We start from the raw sequence: 20813 nt of genomic DNA on the forward strand, positions 1-20813 counted from the left end.
TCCGAAACTCTGTTATCAAGCACGTCCGATGTTCCCATTTCCACTGCATTATCAATAGTCACGCGACGCTTCGCTTTCTATCCGCCCAACTACATCTCCGCAGTCGGTTACTCTTGCCAGTTGCGCGGACCATACCGATGCCGATCTGGAATGCAAGCAAGACAAATCCGGCGCAATATCAAGCGCCCTGATGACACAAACTGATTACTTTTCCGTATGGCGCCCAGAGGGGGCAAACAGCCTAACACCTTGCCCTGATCCGCGGTTTCGTCTAGGACAGCCGGGAATTCAAAGCTCGGATTATGGTCCAATCACGGACCAGACCCACCGGGCACAAGATCTCGCCGGGACTGACGCATCTATGGCTAAAAAACCTAATAAGCTGAAAGCACGCCTTCCGCGTGGTTTTGTCGACCGATCCGCTTCCGATATCCGGGCAACGGACGAGATGATGACGAAGATCCGCGACGTCTATGAGCGCTATGGCTTCGATCCGGTCGAAATGCCGATGTTCGAATACACCGATTGTCTGGGCAAGTTCCTGCCGGACACGGACCGTCCGAATGCGGGCGTCTTCTCCGTACAGGATGACGACGAACAATGGATGAGCCTGCGCTACGACCTGACTGCGCCACTCGCGCGTCATGTATCTGAGAACATCAACGAAATTCAGATGCCCTACCGGACATATCGGGCTGGCTATGTGTTCCGCAATGAAAAGCCTGGCCCCGGACGGTTCCGCCAGTTCATGCAATTCGATGCCGACAGCATCGGAGCCCCCGGCCCACAGGCCGATGCTGAAATGTGCATGATGATGGCCGATGCCATAGAAGCCCTCGGCATCCCGCGCGGCCAATATGTCATCCGCGTCAACAACCGCAAGGTCCTGGACGGCGTAATGGAAGCCGTGGGATTGGGCGGCGATGAAAACGCAGATCGTCGTCTGACCGTTTTGCGCGCAATCGACAAGCTGGACAAGTTCGGCGTCGACGGCGTGAAATTGCTGCTCGGCGAGGGCCGCTGGGAAGGTGGAGCGCCAGAAAAGGGTGACTTCACCAACGGTGCTGGTCTGAATGAAGAGCAGATTGACAAGGTCCTGTTTTTTGTCGGGATCACCAACTACTCAGAAAGCGCCGAAGCACTGGGCGACTTGATTGCAAGCTCTGAAAACGGACAAGCGGGTATCACAGAGCTCAATACAATTGGCTCACTCGTAGCCAGCGCAGGCTACACGGAAGACCGGATCAAAATTGATCCCTCCGTTGTCCGCGGCCTCGAATACTACACCGGCGCTGTCTATGAAGCCGAGCTGCTGTTCGACGTGACCAACGAGAAGGGCGAGAAGGTCCAGTTCGGTTCTGTCGGTGGCGGCGGGCGATATGATGGCCTGATCAAACGCTTTACTGGCCGCGATGTTCCAGCAACCGGATTTTCCATCGGCGTGTCTCGCCTGATGACGGCGCTGAAGAACCTCGACAAGCTTGGAACCGATGATGTGGTCTCGCCGGTTCTGGTCACAGTCATGGACGGCGATACGGAATCCCTTGGCCGCTATCAGAAGATGGTACAGGACCTTCGTAACGCTGGCATTCGCGCCGAGATGTACCAGGGCAACTGGAAGAAATTCGGTAACCAGCTGAAATATGCTGACCGGCGCAATTGCCCGATTGCGATCATTCAAGGCTCAGACGAGCGCGAAGCTGGCGAGATCCAGATCAAGGATCTGATCGAAGGCGCCAGACTGGCCTCTGAATCAACCGACGTTGACAACATCACCTGGCGCGAGAGCCGCCCGGCACAGATCACCATCCAGGAAGCGGACCTGCTGGACAGCGTGCGTACGCTGCTGGCGCAACACGCAGAAGATCGCAGACGCGAAGCCGAAGGGGCCTGATCATGACTGGCACACGTCTGTTCACTGCGGACATCGAGAGCGTATTGCAGCTGTTCCAGCAGGCTGGCCATGAAGCGGCAGTGCCGCCGATGTTGCAACCTGCCAACGTCTTTTTGGACCTTGTGGGCGAAGACATTCGCCGCCGCCTGTTTCTGACCAGCGGCGCAGACGGAACAGACTTGTGCCTGCGCCCGGATTTCACGATCCCGGTTTGCCGTTTGCATCTTGAACACGGCGATGCCAACCGCCAAGCTGCCTATTGTTATCATGGCCCTGTGTTCCGCCAGCGCTCGGAAGGGATCGGCGAGATCCCGCAGATCGGAGCTGAAAGCATTGGCCGCTCTGACATTGCCTCAGCTGATGCCGATATGCTTGCCCTTTCCGTTCAGGCTTTGACCACCTTTGGTGTTAAAGATCTGGACATCCGGATTGGTGATGAAACTCTGTTCGTTGCCGTGCTCGGCGGTCTTGATCTACCGGTCGTCTGGCAACGCCGCCTGCGTGGTCTGTTTGGTGAAACTGACAAACTGTCTTCCGCTATCAACCGAATGGCAGGAAGCGACACCGCAAACGACGACAGCCGCGATGTGCGCCTTGGCTTTCTGTCAGCGCTGGAAGGCGCGGATCCCAAAGCTGCCCATGCCGTGGTTGAAGATTTACTGTCCATCGCCGGCATCTCAGCTGTGGGCGGACGGACACCAAGCGAGATTGCGGATCGCTTTCTCGAACAGGCAGCGCTTGCCAGCGGCTCTGGTGCTGATCCAAAAGCAGCCGGGATCCTGAAACAGTATCTCGCCATCGAAGGTTCCGCAGATCAGGTTGTTGAAGAGTTGAAGCGCTTTGCCGCTGACACCGGCATCGACTTGACTGAGCCGATTGCTAGTTTCGAAGCGCGCCTCCGGGCTTTGTCAGCTAAGGGCATAGACGCCTCTCGACTGACGTTTTCTGCAGATTTCGGACGGCGTCTGGACTATTACTCAGGCTTTGTGTTCGAAGTGCATGAGGTTGGCAGCACGTCCGGCGAGCAACTGGTTGGCGGTGGGCGCTATGACAAGCTTGTCCGCCTGCTGGGCGCAAAATCTGAAGTTCCAGCTATTGGCTTTTCTCTCTGGCTAGACCGCATTGCCAAAACATCCGGAGCCAGCGCATGACGAAGCTGACCATTGCGATCCCCTCTAAAGGCCGCCTTCAGGAAAACACGCATTCGTTCTTCGGACGCGCAGGGCTCAAAGTTCTTCAACCAGGTGGTGCGCGTAACTATCGTGGTGCCATCAAAGACCTGAACGATGTTGAAATCGCCTTCCTCTCGGCCTCGGAAATCGCCCGCGAACTGACTGATGGTTCCGTCCATTTCGGCATTACCGGACTTGATCTGGTCCATGAGAATATCGCTGCGCCGGAAAAATCGGTTCACATCATCACGCCGCTCGGGTTTGGTTCTGCCGACGTGGTGGTTGCCGTACCAAAAGCCTGGATCGACGTTGAAACCATGGCGGATCTTGGCGATGTCGCCTCTGATTTTCGCAACAGGCACGGACGTCGCCTGCGGGTGGCCACTAAGTATGTCAATCTGACACGCTCGTTCTTCGCCAGTCACGGCATTGCCGACTACCGGATCGTTGAAAGCGCAGGAGCAACCGAAGGTGCACCCGCAGCTGATGCCGCAGAACTGATTGTCGACATCACAACAACCGGCAGCACCCTATATGCCAACAATCTGAAAATACTGGCAGACGGCGTCATCCTGAAGAGCCAGGCGCATCTCGTGGCCTCACTCAATGCAGATTGGAGCGACACGGCCATGGCTGGTGCGCGGTCCATTCTCGACCAGGTCGCTGCCGAGGAAGAGGCGCGTAACAATCGTCTGATCAAGGCGCATGTGGACGACAGATCGGCTGCGATGGCTACACTTAAGGAATTTGGCTGTGTGCAGCCTTATGGTTCAGATGAGGGCAAAACCCTGTCGGTGCTGTGCCCGAAAGACAGCGTAGCAGACTGCGCGCGGCGACTGGTGAGCCTTGGAGCCGGGACTGTTACGGTCGAGAAACTTGAGTATGTGTTTACGACAGAGAATGCCTTGTTTGCTCCTCTGGTAGACAAGCTTTCCTGAGACTTTCTCATGACCTCAATTCATAGCCACAAAAAAATAGGGGCCGCGAAACGCGGCCCCAGTCTCAACGATCCGGCGGTGGGGCCGGATCATTTGAATACGAAATTAATCGGACTTAATTCCTTTTGGACCTTTACGACCGAGTGGCGACTTCAGATCACTTTGGCCGAGAGAATTCATTTCGCGCCTTTTCGATAGCTGCCCGGCAACAGCATCCTTCCAGGTGATCATTGACCATGCCCATGGATTGCATGAAGGCGTAGAGCGTCGTTGGCCCAACAAAACTCCAACCACGTTTCTTGAGATCTTTGGACATTGCAATGCTTTCCGGAGACGTCACCAGAGTTCTAACGGTCGCATTATCCAGAAGCGCCGGCCGTGTCTCTGGCTTGGGTTCATAGCGCCAGATATAAGCTGCCAGGCTGCCAAACTCTGACCTCAGCTCGATTGCCCTTGCCGCATTGTTGATCACTGATTCAATTTTCTTTCGGTGCCTGACAATCCCTTTATCCAAAAGACATCTTTCAACGTCAGCCTCGTTGAAATCAGCTACAACATCGAAGTTGAACTGTGCAAATGCCTCTCGAAAGGCATCCCGTTTTCTCAAGATCGTCAACCAGGACAGGCCGGCCTGAAAACCTTCCAGGCAAATCTTTTCAAACAGACGAATATCACCTGCTACTGGCCAACCCCATTCGTCATCGTGATACTGGCGGTAATCATCCAAACCGCCATGCCACCCGCATCTGAACTTTCCGTCCGGGCCTTCCAGCAATCCCAGGTTTTCGTCTGTCATCATGTCACCCACATAATATTCACTCTTTGTTCTTATTGCAGTTTACCCATTAACTGGCAAGACAGCACAAAAAAGCCCGGCTTCTCAGCCGGGCTTTCAAAGAATGAAACGTATCTAGGATCAAGCAAACAGGGCGTCGATGTCGTCCTGGCTTGCGACATCCGTATCGGTATCGAGAGATGGACCGTTGAGCAATGCGTCGTCTCCCTCAGCGACTTTGCGCTGTTCGGCCTCAATTGCCTGAAAGCTCTCAATACCGCCCCAGATGTCCATCATCTGAACAATACGGTCTTCGATGAACCGCATAGTACTAACAACTTTTGTGATCCGCTGGCCCGTCAAATCCTGGAAGTTACAGGCTTCAAAGATCTGGACAACACGTTCCTGAATATCATTGGCAAGATCAGCATCTGCACCTTTCAGATGCGCTGACAAATTGTTGGCGGTCTCGTCAATAAACTCGGCTGCAGACAGAATACTTTCCGTTGCACCTTCTGTTCCATCGATTACCGCATCCAGTTCGTTCGTCACACGTGTCATGTCCTCGCCTTCAGACCCTGTGGTCTGATGGAGCGTGGCGATTTCTTTTTTGGTTTCAGCAATAGCTACGTAAATTGCATCAAGTTCGGTCTTCAATTTCGCGGCTTCGGAAAGTTCCTTCCGGAACTCGCTCATAAACTTCTGGCTCATCTCTTCAGCATCAAGTGCCGGTTCCGCAGACTGAGCCGATACACCTTTGGCCAATATAGCCTTCAGCGCATTGATTTCACCCATCACTTCCTGATGTCGGCGTTCACCCGCGATTGCTGGATCTGCATCGTCCACAGCGTGCACACGCATCAAACTTTCGGCGCGAAAGGATCTTTTCACTGCGGCCATACGTTTTCGCCCTCTTCCCGTGAACTCAGCTCAAATGTCTTTTCTGTCCCGAAGATATAACCAGCGAAGTTTAAAGAATTGTTTTACTGTCTACATTTATTTTCCGACATCTAAGTAACTCGTGCCCCAACGCAATTTTCTATTCCTAAACAGCTTACCATTGTCTATACTTACAGGTCACCGGGAGCAGTTTTCGATGGCACCCTCGAACTGAAAAGCTCAGACGCCTCCATGCACCGCATTCCGGTCCTCATTATTGCCAGTTTGATTTGGATGGGAGCTTCCAGCGGACCATATGCACAGCCTTTCTCGACTGACGAGTTGCTCTCCGGCTTTGAAAAGACCGTTTTTGGATTAGAGTACCGATCCTGGAGCTGGCGTCCCTATCTGGTGAAAAAGTTTACGGTGCCTGTCCGGTTCTACATCCATAACCTTGCAAAAAAGAATCGCCTTCCCGTCGTTCATCGCTTCGTGAAGAGCCTTGGAAAGAAAATCCGTGGCCTAGAGAGTACGGTAGCATCCAGCACTGACGCAGCTAATTTTGAGATCTATGTCGTCGACCGCAATCAGTATACTGAGGTGGTGCGCGCAAAAATCTATAAAAGCAAAAAGGCTAATGTACCTGGCCGTTGCCTAGTTCGAGTTGTTTCTGGCCGCAATGGTATAAAGCGATCTGCTGCGGTGATCGTCTCGGACGAAGGAGAATTTTTGTTTCAGCGCTGCCTCGTTGAGGAGACCCTGCAAGGCCTCGGACCAATGAATGATGACCAGTCCCTTGTCCATTCCGTGTTTAACGATAGCTCTCGCCACAGCCGCTTTACGACCTTCGACCGCATCATTTTGAATATGCTCTATGACCCCCGGATCAAACCCGGAATGTCCGCGAAGCAGATTCAGAAGGTCCTGCCTATCGTAGCGAGAGATGCCCGCCATGCGGTCAATTAACCAATTCCCAGCGAAATTGCATTTTAAATCAGGCCACCGAGCTTCTCATGCAAGCAACCCCGCAGTGCGGTAAGAATTTGCAAACCATCTTTAACAAGGCCTCGCTAACCATATCTACAATTTGGCAATATGGTTACGATTGGATTCACCAAAAACTCTCTTCTGGTTCATTAGTATACCCTCAGTTTTTCTGACCTCGTGTCTTTTTCACGCAGGTCATGGTGAAGAAATGTTGCGAGTACACCGATGAAACAATTTGTTCGTTTTGCCCATTCGTCTGCAGTGGTAGGAGCCGTATTAGGGGTTGCTCTAAGCCTCACATTTACCCTGGCACCTGATGAATCCCTTGCCGGAACCGCCAGACGCGCAGCTCCGCCACCTTTGGTTCTCAGCCCGAATTTGGCGGAGCCATGGATTCTGCAGTTGCGGCAAGGAACAAGGCGACCACCGGTGGCTGCCCAGCCAAGAGCCACAGCGAATGGCTGGCTACGGCCGCAAACCATCTCAAGACGGCAAGCTGCCCCCCAGCCTCAACAGCGCGCACGTGCCCCGAAAAGACAAGTTGCTCCGCAATTTCTGCCAACGATTGTAGACTATAACGGCCCTGAAAAAGCTGGAACGATCGTCATCGACACCAATCAACGCTATCTGTTTCTAGTGCAGCGCGACGGCACTGCGCGCCGTTATGGTGTGGGCGTCGGCAAGCCAGGTTTTGAATGGGCTGGAACCCATAAGGTTACGCGAAAAGCTGAGTGGCCGGATTGGCGCCCACCAGCAGAAATGCGCAAGCGCAGACCCGACCTGCCAAAATACATGGAGGGTGGTCCCAAGAACCCATTGGGTGCAAGAGCCCTCTATCTCGGCTCAACGCTGTACCGGATCCATGGCTCCAATCAGCCCTGGACGATCGGACATGCGGTGTCCTCCGGCTGCATTCGCATGCGCAATGAAGATGTGACTGATCTTTACCAACGCGTCGGCGTTGGGACGACGGTTCACGTCATCTAGCTCACGGGCTCATAATCAAGAAGACTGGCTGAGGCGCTTTGTTGCAAGACAAGCGCCTTTTTCATATTGAAAACGGCATAGGGCCTTTTTGAGCAAGGTAAGCGTCAAAAAGAGTTCGCCACTGGGCCTTGTCACCGGTCCATTCGCTGTCGTCAGCTTCCAGTATCACCAGCTCAGGCAGCCTCGTATCGCCATGACGTTCCGGGTGACTGACAATTAGATACTCACACCCACGCCCCAGCCACAGATCCACTGCACGCTGTAGCCGAACCAGCTCGTCTTTTTCGAAATTGAGGGTGTCGATGCCTGTATCAGCGGCGACTTCATCCAGATTGTTCTGGCTGTTTGAGATCACGAAGACGACACGAGAGCGCTGACTAAGTTTGTCAAACTTCTCTCTCATATGGGAAAACCTCGAAAAATCTTCCGCGAAATGCGTGTCTATATCCGCCTCTGACCCTTCCTCGCGAAAGTGATGCAGAAACCGGATACCATAAGGCTGCCAGGTCGGGTGCCCTGGCCCCTCCACAATGTCTTCACGCGAAAACATCGGGAACCCATCTTCAAACAACTGGGCCAGCCCCGAGATTGGGGCAATCAGCCCATCGAAGAAATGGCGCTCAGGCGCAATGTCTTCACCCAGAGCAGCGCCCAGAACATCAACACTGCTGCGGATCTGCCGGGCGCTTTGACAGGACATGCCAAGGCTCACAATTGCGGTGGTTTTACTTCCTGCTGACATGATCTGTTACGACCAACCCGCCCTTTATTATACCCTAAGTGGCAACATGTTCTTCCAGCCCTTCAGGAACCGGCCCGCCATAGACCCAATCCAGAAGCTCAGCTGTATGAACAATCGGTAGGCCAGTACCATTGCCGATTTGGGTCATACAGCCAATATTTCCCGTAGCGACAAGATCCGGCCTAGTCTTCTCGATATTCGCAACCTTCCGATCTCGCAACTGTGTCGCGATTTCCGGTTGGAGAATATTATAAGTTCCAGCCGACCCGCAACACAGATGCCCCTCTGGCACATCCTTGACCTCAAAACCTGCAGCCTTCAACAAGTCCTTGGGTTGGCGTGTGATCTTTTGGCCATGCTGCATGGAACAGGCGGAATGATAGGCAACCCGGAGGTCAGGCTCAATCACTGGCGTTCCAAGTTCAATGCCGGTCAGGAACTCGGTGATGTCTTTTGCCAGCTCAGAAACACGCGCAGCCTTTTCCGCGTAGGCAGGATCTTCGCGCAGCATGAAGCCATAATCCTTGATGGTCGTGCCACATCCAGACGCAGTGATCAAAATGGCGTCCAAGCCGCCGCGGTCAATCTCACGGGTCCAAACGTCAACATTCCGACGGGCATTTTCAAGCGCAGCTTCTTCCTTGCCCATGTGGTGGACCAATGCACCGCAGCATCCTTCTCCCTCCGGCAGCACAATCTCATATCCAGATCGCTTGAGCAGACGGATAGTGGCATCATTGATCGACGGCTTGAGAACCGGTTGCGCGCAACCACTCAAGAGAGCAACGCGACCTTTGTGGAACTCAGTGTCCGGCTTGAAAGTCGCAGGACCTTCCATCGTCGAACGCACAGGAGCCCGTGCCGGAGCAAGATCAAGCATGGCACCCATTTTGGCCAGTGGTCCGCCTGCCATTTTCAACAGCCCGGCAAAGGGTCGTCCGAAAAACGCGCCGACCAAAGCAAGCCGGAAACGACCCGGATAGGGCAGTACAAACGCCAGTAGCTCGCGTAGCATGCGGTCGGTCAACGGCCGCTTGTAGGTCTTTTCAATGTGCGCTCGTGCATGATCAACCAGATGCATGTAATTCACGCCTGATGGACAGGTCGTCATGCACGACAGACAGGAAAGACATCTGTCGACATGCTTGACGACCTTTTCGTCAGCCGGCCTGTCGTTCTCAAGCATATCCTTGATCAGATAGATACGCCCGCGCGGACTGTCGAGCTCATCGCCGAGCAATGTGAACGTCGGGCAAGTCGCTGTGCAAAACCCGCAGTGAACGCATTTGCGCAGGATCTTCTCAGATTTAGCGACTGCGGGATCGGCGAGTTGATCCAATGTGAAATTCGTCTGCATGATTGGTTACATCCATGTCGCCGGGCTTATACGCCCGCAGTCATACGGCCAGGGTTCAGGATCCCTATCGGGTCGAACTGATGTTTCAAGCGCTTTGCCAACGCAGCCAACGGCGCGGGCTGGGGCTGAAACACCGGCACAGAACTTCGTTTGGAAGCATCGGCGCGCACCAGCGTTGCATGACCGCCACCGCACTGTGCAATCACAGAGCGAACCTCCGTGTCATGAAGCACACCATCAAGGCATTTCAACCAGACGAGCCCACCACTCCAATCGTAATAGGCTTCAACCGCGAACAGAGCCTGAAGCGCCTCAACCAGCTTTGCCCCGACCGTTGGCGCAACTGAAATTCGCCAAACAGGGTCTTGGCCGCTCGCAATCGGCGCGCAATCGCGAATGTCCCCCCAGAGCTTTTGCGATGCCGCTTCCTCAATTCTTTCAGCTGAGCCCAGTCCGGCCAGAACCTTGCCAAGGCTATCAAAGCGGTACTCAACGGAGGTCGCAAAACCTTCCAGTCTCAACACCGTCAGAGCCCCCTCGCCTTGTCTGCCACTTGGCAGGTGAGCTGCGCCAGAGACTTCAGCAGAAGACCCCATGGCCATGCACATCGCCTCAATGGCCTGCGTGTCGGTTAACCCGGCAAGGGCTAAGGTTGCGCTGGTTTCAGGTCGTGGATTGACCTTGACTGTGACCGTTGTCGCAACGGCCAAGGTGCCCCAGGAGCCACAAAGCGCACGGGGCAGATCATAGCCCGTGACGTTTTTCACGACCTTGCCGCCAGAGTTGAACACTTCGCCGCGTCCGGAGACAGCCTCCATGCCCAGAATATGATCACGGGCCGCGCCATATTTGATCCGGCGAGGGCCTGCCAGGTTCGCCGCAAGAACACCGCCAATCGTACCCTTGCCAGATTCTTGTCCCAACAGCGGGCCATAGTCCATTGGCTCAAAGGAGAGCTCTTGGCCGCTGCTGGCCACAAGTGCTTCCACCTCGGCAATTGGCGTGCCCGCCTTCAGTGTCAAAACCAGTTCATCAGGCTCATAGGCAACGATGCCCGACAGGCCTGACAGGTCGAGCACCTGCGCTGCCTGCACCGGACGGCCCAGAGCCTGCTTCGACCTGGTGCCAACAATTTCCAGAGGCTGTTCTTCTGCGACTGCCCACTTTACGGCCTCGCAGGTTTCACGCGTGTCGCGCGGTTTGAATGTCGCGTCCATGAGAGGTCCTAAAAGCGCGGAATGTCCGGGAAGGGCAATTTACCCTTGTGCACATGCATCTTGCCGAGCTCGGCACACCGATGCAGCACAGGGAAAACCTTGCCTGGGTTGAGCAAATGCTTGTCGTCAAAAGCACATTTGACCCGCTGCTGCTGTTTCAAATCCTCCTCAGAGAACATGTCAGGCATCAGGTCGCGTTTTTCGATGCCCACACCATGCTCGCCGGTCAGAACACCTCCAACTTCCACACACAGCCGAAGGATATCAGCTCCAAAGGCCTCTGCAGCATCAAGCTCACCTGGCTTATTCGCGTCGTAGAGAATGAGCGGATGCAGATTGCCATCGCCTGCGTGAAAGACGTTGGCGACGCCCAGGCCATGGTTTTCGGACAGCTCGCGCATTCTTGCCAGCACCTTCGGCAGTTCTTTGCGCGGGATGGTGCCATCCATACAAAGATAATCAGGAGAGATACGTCCAACGGCCGGGAAAGCGGCTTTGCGCCCGGCCCAGAACGTCATGCGCTCTTCTTCGCTGGTCGAAATACGCAGATGGCTTGCCTTGTTGGACTGTGCGATCTTCTCAACACGGTCCAGCAAGTAATCGACCTCGGCCTCGGGGCCATCGAGTTCGACAATCAGCAGCGCTTCGACATCAAGAGGATAGCCTGCATTCACAAATGCCTCTGCCGCGTGAATGGCAGGCTTATCCATCATTTCCATGCCGCCTGGTATAATTCCGGCAGCAATGATGTCCGCAACACAGCGCCCGCCATCTTCGCTGGATGGGAAGCCAATCAGCAAAGCCCGTGCCGTTTCCGGCTTCTGTAAAATGCGTACGGTGACCTCAGTCACGACGCCGAGCAGTCCTTCAGAGCCGGTCATCAGCCCCAGCAGGTCATAACCTTCGCTGTCCAGATGCTTGCCACCCAGCCGGATCACCTCACCGGTGATCAGCACCATTTGAATGCCGAGGACGTTGTTGGTGGTCAGGCCGTATTTCAGGCAGTGCACACCGCCGGAGTTTTCCGCGATGTTGCCGCCAATGGAACAGGCAATCTGGGAGGAAGGGTCCGGTGCGTAATAAAAACCTTCGTGCTCAACCGCGCGCGTGATGCCCAGATTGGTCACTCCGGGCTGAACAACCACGGCCCGATTGGTAAAATCGATATCAAGCACCTGATTGAATTTCATCATGGACATCAACACGCCATCGGCCAATGGCAGAGCCCCACCAGACAAGGATGTTCCGGCCCCGCGTGGCACCACTTTGACGTTATTTTCATAGCAATAGCGCAAGATTCGGGAAACTTGCTCGACGGTTTCTGGCAGAACCACGATGAGAGGCATCTGCCGATAAGCCGTCAGCCCATCAGTCTCATAGGGGCGCATTTCCGTGTCATCATGGATCACACCCTCACCGGGAACGATCGCCTGTAGAGCGGTTACAATCTCGGCTCTTCTGGCGATTACAGCGCCATCTGGCGCAGGCATCGATATCGCGGTCACGGACTCTCCCTTTCCATTTCCGAACAAATATGATTCATTGTTTCCAATAGGGAATAAATCATCATCGTTGTGTTTGTCCAGTTTATTGGATGACATCTTGCCAAATAGGCAAACACCGCGATACGCCAAAACAGCACAAGAACGTATTCCGGACGGTTGAAAATGAGTAATCTCACAGACATGGAGATCTTCGCCCGAGTGGTCAGCGCAGGCAGTATGTCGGCTGCGGGGCGAGAAATGAACTTGTCTCCAGCCGTCGTATCGAAACGGATCCGTAGGCTCGAAGACAAACTCGGCACCCGGCTGCTTCAACGAACCACACGCCAGATCGCCCTGACGGAATCCGGACAAGGCTTTTACGAACGGGTTATAGCGATCATCGCCTCTGTAGAAGAGGCGGAGGCCTTCGTTGCTCGTGGCTCGGCACAAGCGCGCGGAGTTTTGAAGGTCGCGGCTCCGACTTCTTTTGGACGACTTCATATTGCGCCGTATCTCGGAAAATTTCTGGCAGACAATCCGGATCTGTCCGTCAATCTGGACCTGGAAGACAGCTTCGTCGACATTGTTGGGGACGGCTACGATATGGCCATCCGGATTGCCGAGCTCTCGGACTCCAGTCTGGTTGCCCGCCGCCTTGCCCCAGTCCATCGCATCTTATGCGCCTCGCCTGACTACTTGGCCCGACATGGTGAACCGACTTCGATCACAGATCTTGCGGATAACCATGTTTGCCTGGCTGCGGCCAACCAAGACCCTTGGCGTCTCGTTGGCCCCAATGGGCTGGAAAACGTTCGGACCTTGGCACCAGTTCGGACAAATTCCTCAGAAGTCGTGCGCGAATGCTTGCTTGCCGGGGTCGGCGTTGCCCTCCGCTCGACATGGGATGTCGGGCCAGAGCTTCGCGATGGCAAACTGAAAATCCTTCTACCGCAATACCGAGCATCCAAGGATGTCGGCCTGCATGCAGTTTATCCAAGTCGGCGTTTTTTACCTGCCAAAGTCCGCGTTTTCATCGACTTTCTGGCGCAATTATACGGACCACATCCGTATTGGGACGCTGGACTTGATGACTGGCTGACATTGCCCGATCAGACGCCAAGCGAAAAGCTGGACCGGCCCCTGACGCAGTCGAACGTCAGGCCTTAATATCGATAAATCCGTTTTTAAGACTAAAATCTATGCCTGCGACAAAGGCGCTCAGGTTATCTTGTTTTCCATGTTTCCCGCCTTGTGCGGGTTGTTCTTGGACTGCGCCTTCTATCTTTTATAGGAGCGCAGACGCGCAATACGACTGAGGGAGTTACATATGAAGCGATTTCTAATGATCGCAGGCGCTACCCTTTTGGCATTTTCCGTTCAGGCAAATGCAGAAGGTGATGCGGCGAAAGGCGAAAAAGTCTTCAAAAAATGCAAAGCTTGCCACGCTGTGGGAGCAGATGCGAAAAACAAGGTTGGCCCCGAACTAAACGGCATCATCGGCCGCCCAGCAGGCAGCGTTGAAGGTTTCAAGTATTCAAAAGCCTTGATGGAAAAAGCTGCTGAAGGTTTCGTCTGGGACGAGGCTGAACTGATGGCATTCCTGACCAAGCCGAAAAAATACCTGCCAAAAACAAAGATGGCGTTTGCAGGGCTGCGCAAGGAAGCCGACCGTGAAAACATCGTCGCTTACCTCAAGCAGAATCCGTAAGCCACGTTCATTCGGAACGTTGAAACAACAAAAGGCCGGAACATTCTCCGGCCTTTTCTATTGGTACACCAATGTCACGTGCAGCTTGATGCTCAGTGCCAATCAATCTGCAGCACCGTCGCCTTTTTCCTCATGATGGGCCCGGATGCGCCGCACAACCCACCAGATAACCAAGACAACGACAGGCACAGCAACTCCGGTCATCACACCGGGAGAGACAGCGTGCACCCCCAAACCCTTTGCCCCTTTGGCCAGATACGAAAAAAGCCCAACAACGTAATAACTCACGGCTGCGACTGACAGCCCCTCAACCGTTTGCTGCAGCCTTAACTGCAAGCGTGCGCGGCGGTTCATGGACTCCAGCAAAGATCGATTTTGCTGTTCCAAATCAACATCCACACGGGTTCTCAAGAGCGTAGACGCACGGGCAAGTTTTCTGGACAGCATAGCCTGCCGGTCTTCGACAGCCTGACAGGTTCGCATGGCCGGACCCAAACGGCGGCTCAAGAATGCCGACATGCTGAGATCGCCAGCAATCGGCTCTTCAGCCAATGCCTTGAGACGTGCAACCACAATCTCATAATAAGCCCGACTCGCGCCAAAACGATAGCTGCTGGCGGCAGCCCCTGCTTCAAGGGACGCGGCTAACCGTGACAATTGGTCAAGCAGGGTTTTGTTGGCTTCAAGGCCACTGCTACCCTGCATCCGGTTTGTCAGGTCAACCAATTCAGCTTCTATTGCGCTGATTTCGGGTAGCAATTTATTGGCCTCGAACAGTCCCAGAAGCGCAAATGTCCGGTAGGTCTCGATTTCCAGAAGCCGCTGCACCACGGCCCCGCATTGGACCGCATTCATACTCTCGTTCAAAACAAGGAACCGCGTAAAGCCATCTCCATCTGGCCGAAAGTCGGTCGCAGCCAGGGCCGTTTTGTTTTCAATATTGAACGCAGTGAGGCTGGTTGAATCATAGTGATGCCGCCACTCTATGCCTGCATCCGCATTTACAAGATCAAGCCGCATTGCCACAAGCATTTGCCCCGGCGCACGAAATGCCGTTCCAAACGGATGGTTCGTCGGCAAAGGGGCAAAAGGATTCTCGCCTCCAGCAGGACCGTCCCAAGTGTAGGTGGTGAACTCGGTATGCCCCTCCCAACTCAGAGTGCCACCGCCAAAGCCAAGTGCGTGAAAGCGCGCATTTGGAGCCGGGCCAGGGGCGCCATGACTGACGCAGAACTCAGCAAACCATGCCCTGTCGCGCTGAAGCTCTTCAGAATTCGTTGTAAACGCATAATGCAGAACAACGCGCGGCGCAGTAAAAGGCCTGAATGGCCGCGCATGAACTTCGCCAAGCACGACCTCGCGAAGCGGATGAGTTTCAAACTTTGGTGGCCTGCCCGCTAGGGAGGGGTCTGAATCGGCCTCAGAAGCGCCGCCGTCCGCGATAATGTCTTTCGTCATTCAGCCACTCCAAATCCGCTTCATTCGACCGGGCAATCCCTGGGCGATATTTGAGACGATTGTCACACGCTCGCTTCCAATTGATAAAATAGGAAAGAAAACAAAAAGAATGTGAATTATTGTCGTCACGTTGAAACTGATAGATCAATGGCGAAATAATACAAAATTTGCACAAATTCCCAATGGGCAAAGCTGCCCAAAACCAAATAATGCGGCGACGCAATACAAAAGCCAAATACAGAATTGTCGGACATCGCCCGGTTTTAAATCTGGAAATCTGACAGAGGTCATCCAGCACCTGAACATACGGGATCTGTTTCATAAAGTGGTGGCGGATGAATATCATAAGGCGTTTCGCCATAAGCATTTTTTACTATCTGCATTTACCTATTATCGATATCTTCTCATCCTCCATATAAAAATCACAACCCTTGAATGCACCTTGGAACTAAAGAATATTAAAAAACGCAACAACATGACGCATCGCAAAATTTAAAGTAAACTTCACAATGTAAAACCAATACAAAAGTCTCTAGAAAGACCAAATAATTTATCACCCACAAATAGCATCTTCGATTTATTGTAACAAATTAATTAATTAGACTAGCTTGTTCTTCCAAGTCGTTGATGGTTACCTTTTCCTGTTTAGGACCGATAGCTTCCAAAATAATCGGCATAAACGGGAGGAAAACCATGACTGATACCTTGAACCGTAGACGGTTTCTCAAAGGCAGCGCGCTGGCGGCAACGGCCACAGCCGGCACGCTGGCAGCGCCTGCCATCGCACGGGCTGAGCCAACCGTTCTGAAATTACAGGCTGCTTGGGGCGGCGGAATTTTTCTTGAAAATGCCCAGTCCTACGTGGACCGTGTCCACGCAATGGCCGGAAAAGACCTGAAGATTGACCTACTGGCTGTGAACTCAGTGGTAAAAACCAGCCAGATGCAGGATGCCGTCCACCGCGGTGTTCTCGATGGTGCACATTACGTTTCGGCCTATTGGTATTCCAAATCTAAGGCTGCATCGCTGTTCGGGACAGGGCCGTGTTTTGGCTGGTCTTCGCAAGAGATGCTAGGCTGGATCCACTATGGTGGCGGTCAAGAACTATTCGACGAACTCATGAGCTCGCTTGGCCTGAACGTCGTCTCGTTCTTCAACAGCCCGATGCCGGCTCAACCGCTCGGCTGGTTCAATGAGGAAATCAAGGACGCCGCCCAGTTGAGCGGTTTGAAGTACCGCACCGTTGGTCTGGCCGCTGATGTTCTTTTGGAAATGGGCATGTCTGTTGTGCAGCTGCCTGGCGGCGAAATTCAGCCAGCCATGAAGTCCGGCCTGATTGATGCTGCTGAATTCAACAATCCAACGTCGGATCGCGACTTCGGCATGCAGGATGTCTCAAAGCACTACCATCTCGCATCGTTCCATCAGAGCCAGGAATGTTTCGAAATCACATTCAACAAGAAGCGTTACGAGAGTCTTCCGGCAGAGCAACAAGCGATCCTGAAGTATGCTTCTGAAGCCGAGAACTCGAACTTCTACTGGCATAACACCAAACGATATGCAGATGACCTGATCAAGCTGCAGGAAGAACAGGGCGTCAATGTCTATCGCACTCCGGATTCGGTGATGGCTGGACAGTTGGCGGCCTGGGACATTGTGATCGACCGTATCTCTGGCGAAGAGCCCTTCTTTGCCAAAGTGGTGGAGTCTCAGAAAACATACGCCAAGAGCGTGATGAACTATCTGAACCTCAACCAGCCCGATTACAAACTGGCATATGCTCACTACTTCGGCTGAGCAGATGGCTTTTAGCGTCTTGCTGCGGGGACCTTTCCAAGGCCCCCGCGCTTTCTCTTCTGTCGTCGTCAGAGGCTCACGTGACCAAATTAATTTATGCTATCGAGGGTTTGAGCGTTTGGGTGGGCCGGGCTTTCGGCTGGTGCATACTCATCCTCACCCTGTCCGTATCCTATGAAGTGTTCGTGCGATACGCGCTGAATTCTCCAACCGTCTGGGCATTCGACATGATGGTCCAGATGTATGGTGCACTCCTGCTGATGGCAGGACCCTATGCACTGGCTCAGGATGCCCATGTGCGCGGCGATGTCGTCTACAGGCTGTTTCCAGTCAGGTGGCAAGCACGCATCGACTTCGTGCTTTACATCCTGTTCTTCTTCCCGGGCATGCTTGCCCTGTTCTGGTACGGTGCAGAGATCGCCTCTGACAGCTGGCGTTACAAGGAAGTGAGCTGGAACAGCCCGGCCCGCATTCAGATCTATTTCTTCAAGACGCTGATCCCGATCGCCGGTTTCCTGCTGATGTTGCAGGGATTTTCGGAAATGATGCGATGCTGGCGCGCTATGAAAACCGGCGTCTGGATGCCACGCCTGGATGATGTGAGAGAGACGGAGGACATCCTTGCTGGGGATCCTGCCGCAGCCCAGCCTCATGCCAACACCTAATCGCTCAGCACTTCCTTTGACGAAAGTTCCAGACAGATGACGAATCCCGAAGTCGCAATCATGATGCTGTGCCTGTTTATCGTGCTGGTGCTGCTCGGCTTTCCAATCGCGTTTACCCTGCTCGCAATGGGCGTCGGTTTCGGCTATTACGCCTATTACCAAGGCGGCATTGAAACGCTGTCCGACGTCTTCACAAACAACATCTTTTACCTGTTGAACCAGAACACCTATTCGGTGATGGAGAATGACACGCTTGTCGCCATCCCGCTGTTCCTGTTCATGGGCTATGTGGTGGAACGTGCCAACATCGTCAACCGGCTGTTCTTTTCGCTGCAAATGGCCGCGCGGAACTTACCCGGATCCATGGCGATTGCCGCTTTGATCACATGCGCCGTTTTCTCGACAGCCTCCGGCATCGTCGGCGCGGTGGTGACATTGATGGGACTGCTGGCCTTTCCGGCGATGGCCAATGCGAATTACGACAAGAAATTCGCATCCGGTGTGATCTGCGCCGGCGGAACGCTTGGTATTCTCATTCCGCCCTCCATCATGTTGATTGTCTATGCAGCGATTGCCGAGCTGTCGCCGCTGCGCCTTTATGCGGCAGCTGTGTTTCCGGGCCTCATATTGGCGGGCCTTTATATTGTCTATGTGATCGTGCGGGTCTGGATCAATCCTGCCATCGCTCCCAAACCCAACCAGGAAGACGTTCCGCCTGCATCCAAGATCTATTTGGATTTGATCTTCTCCTTCGTCCCGCTGACCGTACTGATCATGCTGGTGCTTGGGTCCATTTTGGGCGGCTTGGCCACGCCTGCCGAAGCGGCTGCCATGGGTGCTCTTGGCGGATTGGTGCTTGCGGTAATCTATCGCTCGCTCACATGGCGAAAGGTCAAGGAAAGCGTCTTCCTGACGGCCAAGGCAACTGCCATGGTGTGCTGGCTGTTCGTCGGATCCTGGACCTTCGCCTCGGTCTTTTCATACCTTGGCGGCCACGACGTCATTGAGCACTGGTTCCTCGGCATGAACCTGGAGCCCTGGCAGTTCCTGGTCATGGTTCAGCTGATTATTTTCATCCTCGGCTGGCCGCTGGAATGGTCCGAAATCCTGATCATTTTCGTCCCGATCTTCCTGCCCATGCTGGAGACATTCGGCGTCAACCCTTACTTCTTCGCCATGCTGGTGGCTCTCAATCTGCAAACCTCGTTCCTGACACCGCCCATGGCCATGTCGGCCTATTATCTCAAAGGGGTGCTGAAGAACGAAATCGAGCTCATTGACATCTTCAAGGGCATCCTGCCGTATCTTGGGATCGTCATCTTCTCGATGGTGCTGATGTATCAGTTCCCCGGCATTGCTCTTTGGCTGCCTGACTATCTGTTTGGACCCTATATCCCATGAACCACATGATTGCCCAGCAAGCGCCCAATGAGCTGACGGCCAGTGAGGCGGCCCGGAAAATTCGGGCTGGCTTGCTCACCTCGACCGATCTGGTCAAGGCATGTCTCACGCGCATTGAGGAAACAGACGGCCAACTGAAGGCTTGGGCGCTTATCGATCCAGAGCACGCTCTCGCCCAAGCGAGCCAGATGGATGCAATCCGCCAGTCCGGGCGCCCCATGGGAAGCCTTCATGGTTTGCCCATCGGATTGAAGGACATCATCGACACCGCAGGCCTTCCAACAGAGCGTGGGTCGCCTGTCCTTCAGGGAAGACACCCCACCGCAGATGCCGTCGTGGTCGAGCGTTTGCAGGAGGCAGGCGCGATCATTCTCGGCAAGACAAAGACGACTGAGTTTGCCTTCGTCCATCCAGCTGACACGACCAATCCCCATAATCCGGACTGTACGCCCGGCGGTTCATCCAGTGGATCTGCTGCAGCGGTGGCAGCCTTTCAAGTGCCGCTGGCGCTCGGAACCCAGACCAACGGGTCCGTCATCCGTCCAGCGTCTTTTTGCGGCGTCTATGGTTTCAAGCCGACACGCGGAATGATTTCCCGCGAAGGCGTTCTGCAGACGTCTGTCTCGCTGGACCAGATTGGCGTTTTCGCAAGGACAGCTGAGGACACGGCACGGCTTGTTGATGCGCTCAAGGGCCATGATCAGCGAGATGCAAAAAGCTACGCGCGTCCTCGCCCCGCTGTGCTGGAAGGCTTTCAGGCAGAACCTCCCGTGCAGCCATTGCTGGCGTGGTTCGATCTGCCATTCGCAGATCGGATGACCGCCGACACAACGGCAGGATTTGAAGAGCTGATCGGTGCCATGGGAGCTCGTGTGGAACGGGTCAAATCCCCACCAGCTTTTGCAGGATTGGTTGAGACCCAAAGGATCATCCACGAATATGAAATCTGCCAACACCTGCAGGAGATCTTCGACGGTCACTGGGACCAGATCAGCGACACGCTGAAGCCGGTGATCGAACGTGGGCGCACAATAACAAAGACTGCTTATGACGAAGCCCTGGGCACCATGCAGGAAAGTGACGTCTTCTTTACCGCCTTCTTCAAGGACTTCGACGCCATCCTGACGCCCAGCGCTCCGGGTGAAGCACCGAAGCTTGGTCCAACAACAGGCGATCCTATTTTCAGCACTCTTTGGACGCTTGCCGGACTGCCTTGCCTCTCTCTGCCAGTGATGGTTGGCAGCACAGGTCTTCCTATAGGCGTTCAACTTGTCGGCGGCATAGAGGAAGATGACCGTCTTCTGCGCACCGCCCGCTGGCTCATCAATATACTTTCGGCCCAAGCGGCCTGA

At 54.2% G+C, this 20813-nt stretch carries 18 protein-coding genes; 11 read left to right on the top strand and 7 right to left on the bottom strand.

Features of this window, described 5'->3' with window-relative positions:
* Window positions 1-361: 361 nt before the first annotated feature.
* From hisS to hisG, 3 genes are read left to right on the top strand one after another with little or no spacing between them, the layout of a single operon-like run.
* Window positions 362-1894 (top strand): histidine--tRNA ligase, encoded by a 1533-nt coding sequence (gene hisS / locus V6575_RS05720; RefSeq protein WP_340273184.1) that lies wholly within the window; start codon window positions 362-364, stop codon window positions 1892-1894.
* Between the two features lie 2 nt (window positions 1895-1896).
* On the top strand, window positions 1897-3045 hold the full coding sequence (locus tag V6575_RS05725; protein ID WP_340273185.1) for an ATP phosphoribosyltransferase regulatory subunit: 1149 nt from the start codon (window positions 1897-1899) through the stop codon (window positions 3043-3045).
* Window positions 3042-4004 carry an ATP phosphoribosyltransferase gene (hisG, locus tag V6575_RS05730; protein ID WP_340273186.1) on the top strand — a complete coding sequence of 321 codons (963 nt, stop codon included), beginning with the start codon at window positions 3042-3044 and terminating at the stop codon, window positions 4002-4004. The genes V6575_RS05725 and hisG overlap by 4 nt, the downstream gene beginning before the upstream one ends.
* 157 nt (window positions 4005-4161) lie before the next feature.
* On the opposite strand, the gene V6575_RS05735 is transcribed toward hisG, so the two are convergent.
* Both V6575_RS05735 and V6575_RS05740 read right to left on the bottom strand, forming a co-directional pair.
* The gene (locus V6575_RS05735; RefSeq protein WP_340273360.1) at window positions 4162-4800 is read right to left on the bottom strand and encodes a DNA-3-methyladenine glycosylase I; all 639 of its coding nucleotides are present in this window, start codon (window positions 4798-4800) and stop codon (window positions 4162-4164) included.
* A gap of 120 nt (window positions 4801-4920) precedes the next feature.
* Window positions 4921-5679 carry a protein phosphatase CheZ gene (locus tag V6575_RS05740; protein ID WP_340273187.1) on the bottom strand — a complete coding sequence of 253 codons (759 nt, stop codon included), beginning with the start codon at window positions 5677-5679 and terminating at the stop codon, window positions 4921-4923.
* A gap of 231 nt (window positions 5680-5910) precedes the next feature.
* On the opposite strand from V6575_RS05740, the gene V6575_RS05745 reads away from it, so the two are divergent.
* Window positions 5911-6624: a DUF2927 domain-containing protein gene (locus V6575_RS05745; RefSeq protein ID WP_340273190.1), complete on the top strand. Its 714-nt coding sequence runs from the start codon at window positions 5911-5913 to the stop codon at window positions 6622-6624.
* Between the two features lie 246 nt (window positions 6625-6870).
* A complete protein-coding gene (locus V6575_RS05750) occupies window positions 6871-7632 on the top strand; it encodes a L,D-transpeptidase (RefSeq protein WP_340273192.1) in 762 nt (253 codons plus the stop codon).
* A gap of 61 nt (window positions 7633-7693) precedes the next feature.
* On the opposite strand, the gene V6575_RS05755 is transcribed toward V6575_RS05750, so the two are convergent.
* The 4 genes from V6575_RS05755 to V6575_RS05770 form a co-directional block, all read right to left on the bottom strand.
* The gene (locus tag V6575_RS05755) at window positions 7694-8332 is read right to left on the bottom strand and encodes a hypothetical protein (RefSeq protein WP_340273193.1); all 639 of its coding nucleotides are present in this window, start codon (window positions 8330-8332) and stop codon (window positions 7694-7696) included.
* Window positions 8333-8408: 76 nt separating this feature from the next.
* The gene (gene glcF / locus V6575_RS05760; RefSeq protein WP_340273195.1) at window positions 8409-9731 is read right to left on the bottom strand and encodes a glycolate oxidase subunit GlcF; all 1323 of its coding nucleotides are present in this window, start codon (window positions 9729-9731) and stop codon (window positions 8409-8411) included.
* A 26-nt stretch (window positions 9732-9757) separates the two neighbouring features.
* On the bottom strand, window positions 9758-10948 hold the full coding sequence (glcE, locus tag V6575_RS05765) for a glycolate oxidase subunit GlcE (protein WP_340273196.1): 1191 nt from the start codon (window positions 10946-10948) through the stop codon (window positions 9758-9760).
* 8 nt (window positions 10949-10956) lie between these two features.
* Window positions 10957-12438: an FAD-linked oxidase C-terminal domain-containing protein gene (locus V6575_RS05770; protein ID WP_422785531.1), complete on the bottom strand. Its 1482-nt coding sequence runs from the start codon at window positions 12436-12438 to the stop codon at window positions 10957-10959.
* A gap of 177 nt (window positions 12439-12615) precedes the next feature.
* Between V6575_RS05770 and V6575_RS05775 the strand changes: the two genes are divergently transcribed.
* Entirely contained in the window at window positions 12616-13599 is a 984-nt protein-coding gene (locus tag V6575_RS05775; protein WP_340273199.1) for a LysR family transcriptional regulator, read from the top strand.
* A 160-nt stretch (window positions 13600-13759) separates the two neighbouring features.
* Window positions 13760-14140, top strand: coding sequence for a c-type cytochrome (locus V6575_RS05780; protein ID WP_340273200.1), 381 nt, complete (start codon window positions 13760-13762; stop codon window positions 14138-14140).
* A gap of 102 nt (window positions 14141-14242) precedes the next feature.
* Here the strand turns inward: V6575_RS05780 and V6575_RS05785 are convergent, their stop codons facing one another.
* A complete protein-coding gene (locus V6575_RS05785) occupies window positions 14243-15598 on the bottom strand; it encodes a DUF3422 family protein (RefSeq protein ID WP_340273201.1) in 1356 nt (451 codons plus the stop codon).
* 693 nt (window positions 15599-16291) lie between these two features.
* Between V6575_RS05785 and V6575_RS05790 the strand changes: the two genes are divergently transcribed.
* From V6575_RS05790 to V6575_RS05805, 4 genes are all read left to right on the top strand, one after another.
* On the top strand, window positions 16292-17395 hold the full coding sequence (locus tag V6575_RS05790; RefSeq protein WP_340273202.1) for a TRAP transporter substrate-binding protein: 1104 nt from the start codon (window positions 16292-16294) through the stop codon (window positions 17393-17395).
* A gap of 80 nt (window positions 17396-17475) precedes the next feature.
* Entirely contained in the window at window positions 17476-18060 is a 585-nt protein-coding gene (locus V6575_RS05795; protein WP_340273203.1) for a TRAP transporter small permease subunit, read from the top strand.
* A gap of 36 nt (window positions 18061-18096) precedes the next feature.
* On the top strand, window positions 18097-19461 hold the full coding sequence (locus V6575_RS05800) for a TRAP transporter large permease (protein ID WP_340273204.1): 1365 nt from the start codon (window positions 18097-18099) through the stop codon (window positions 19459-19461).
* Window positions 19458-20813, top strand: a complete 1356-nt coding sequence (locus V6575_RS05805; RefSeq protein WP_340273205.1) for an amidase — start codon at window positions 19458-19460, stop codon at window positions 20811-20813. Before V6575_RS05800 ends, V6575_RS05805 begins: the two co-directional genes overlap by 4 nt.

This window comes from Roseibium algae, assembly GCF_037783265.1.
GTDB lineage: Bacteria > Pseudomonadota > Alphaproteobacteria > Rhizobiales > Stappiaceae > Roseibium > Roseibium algae.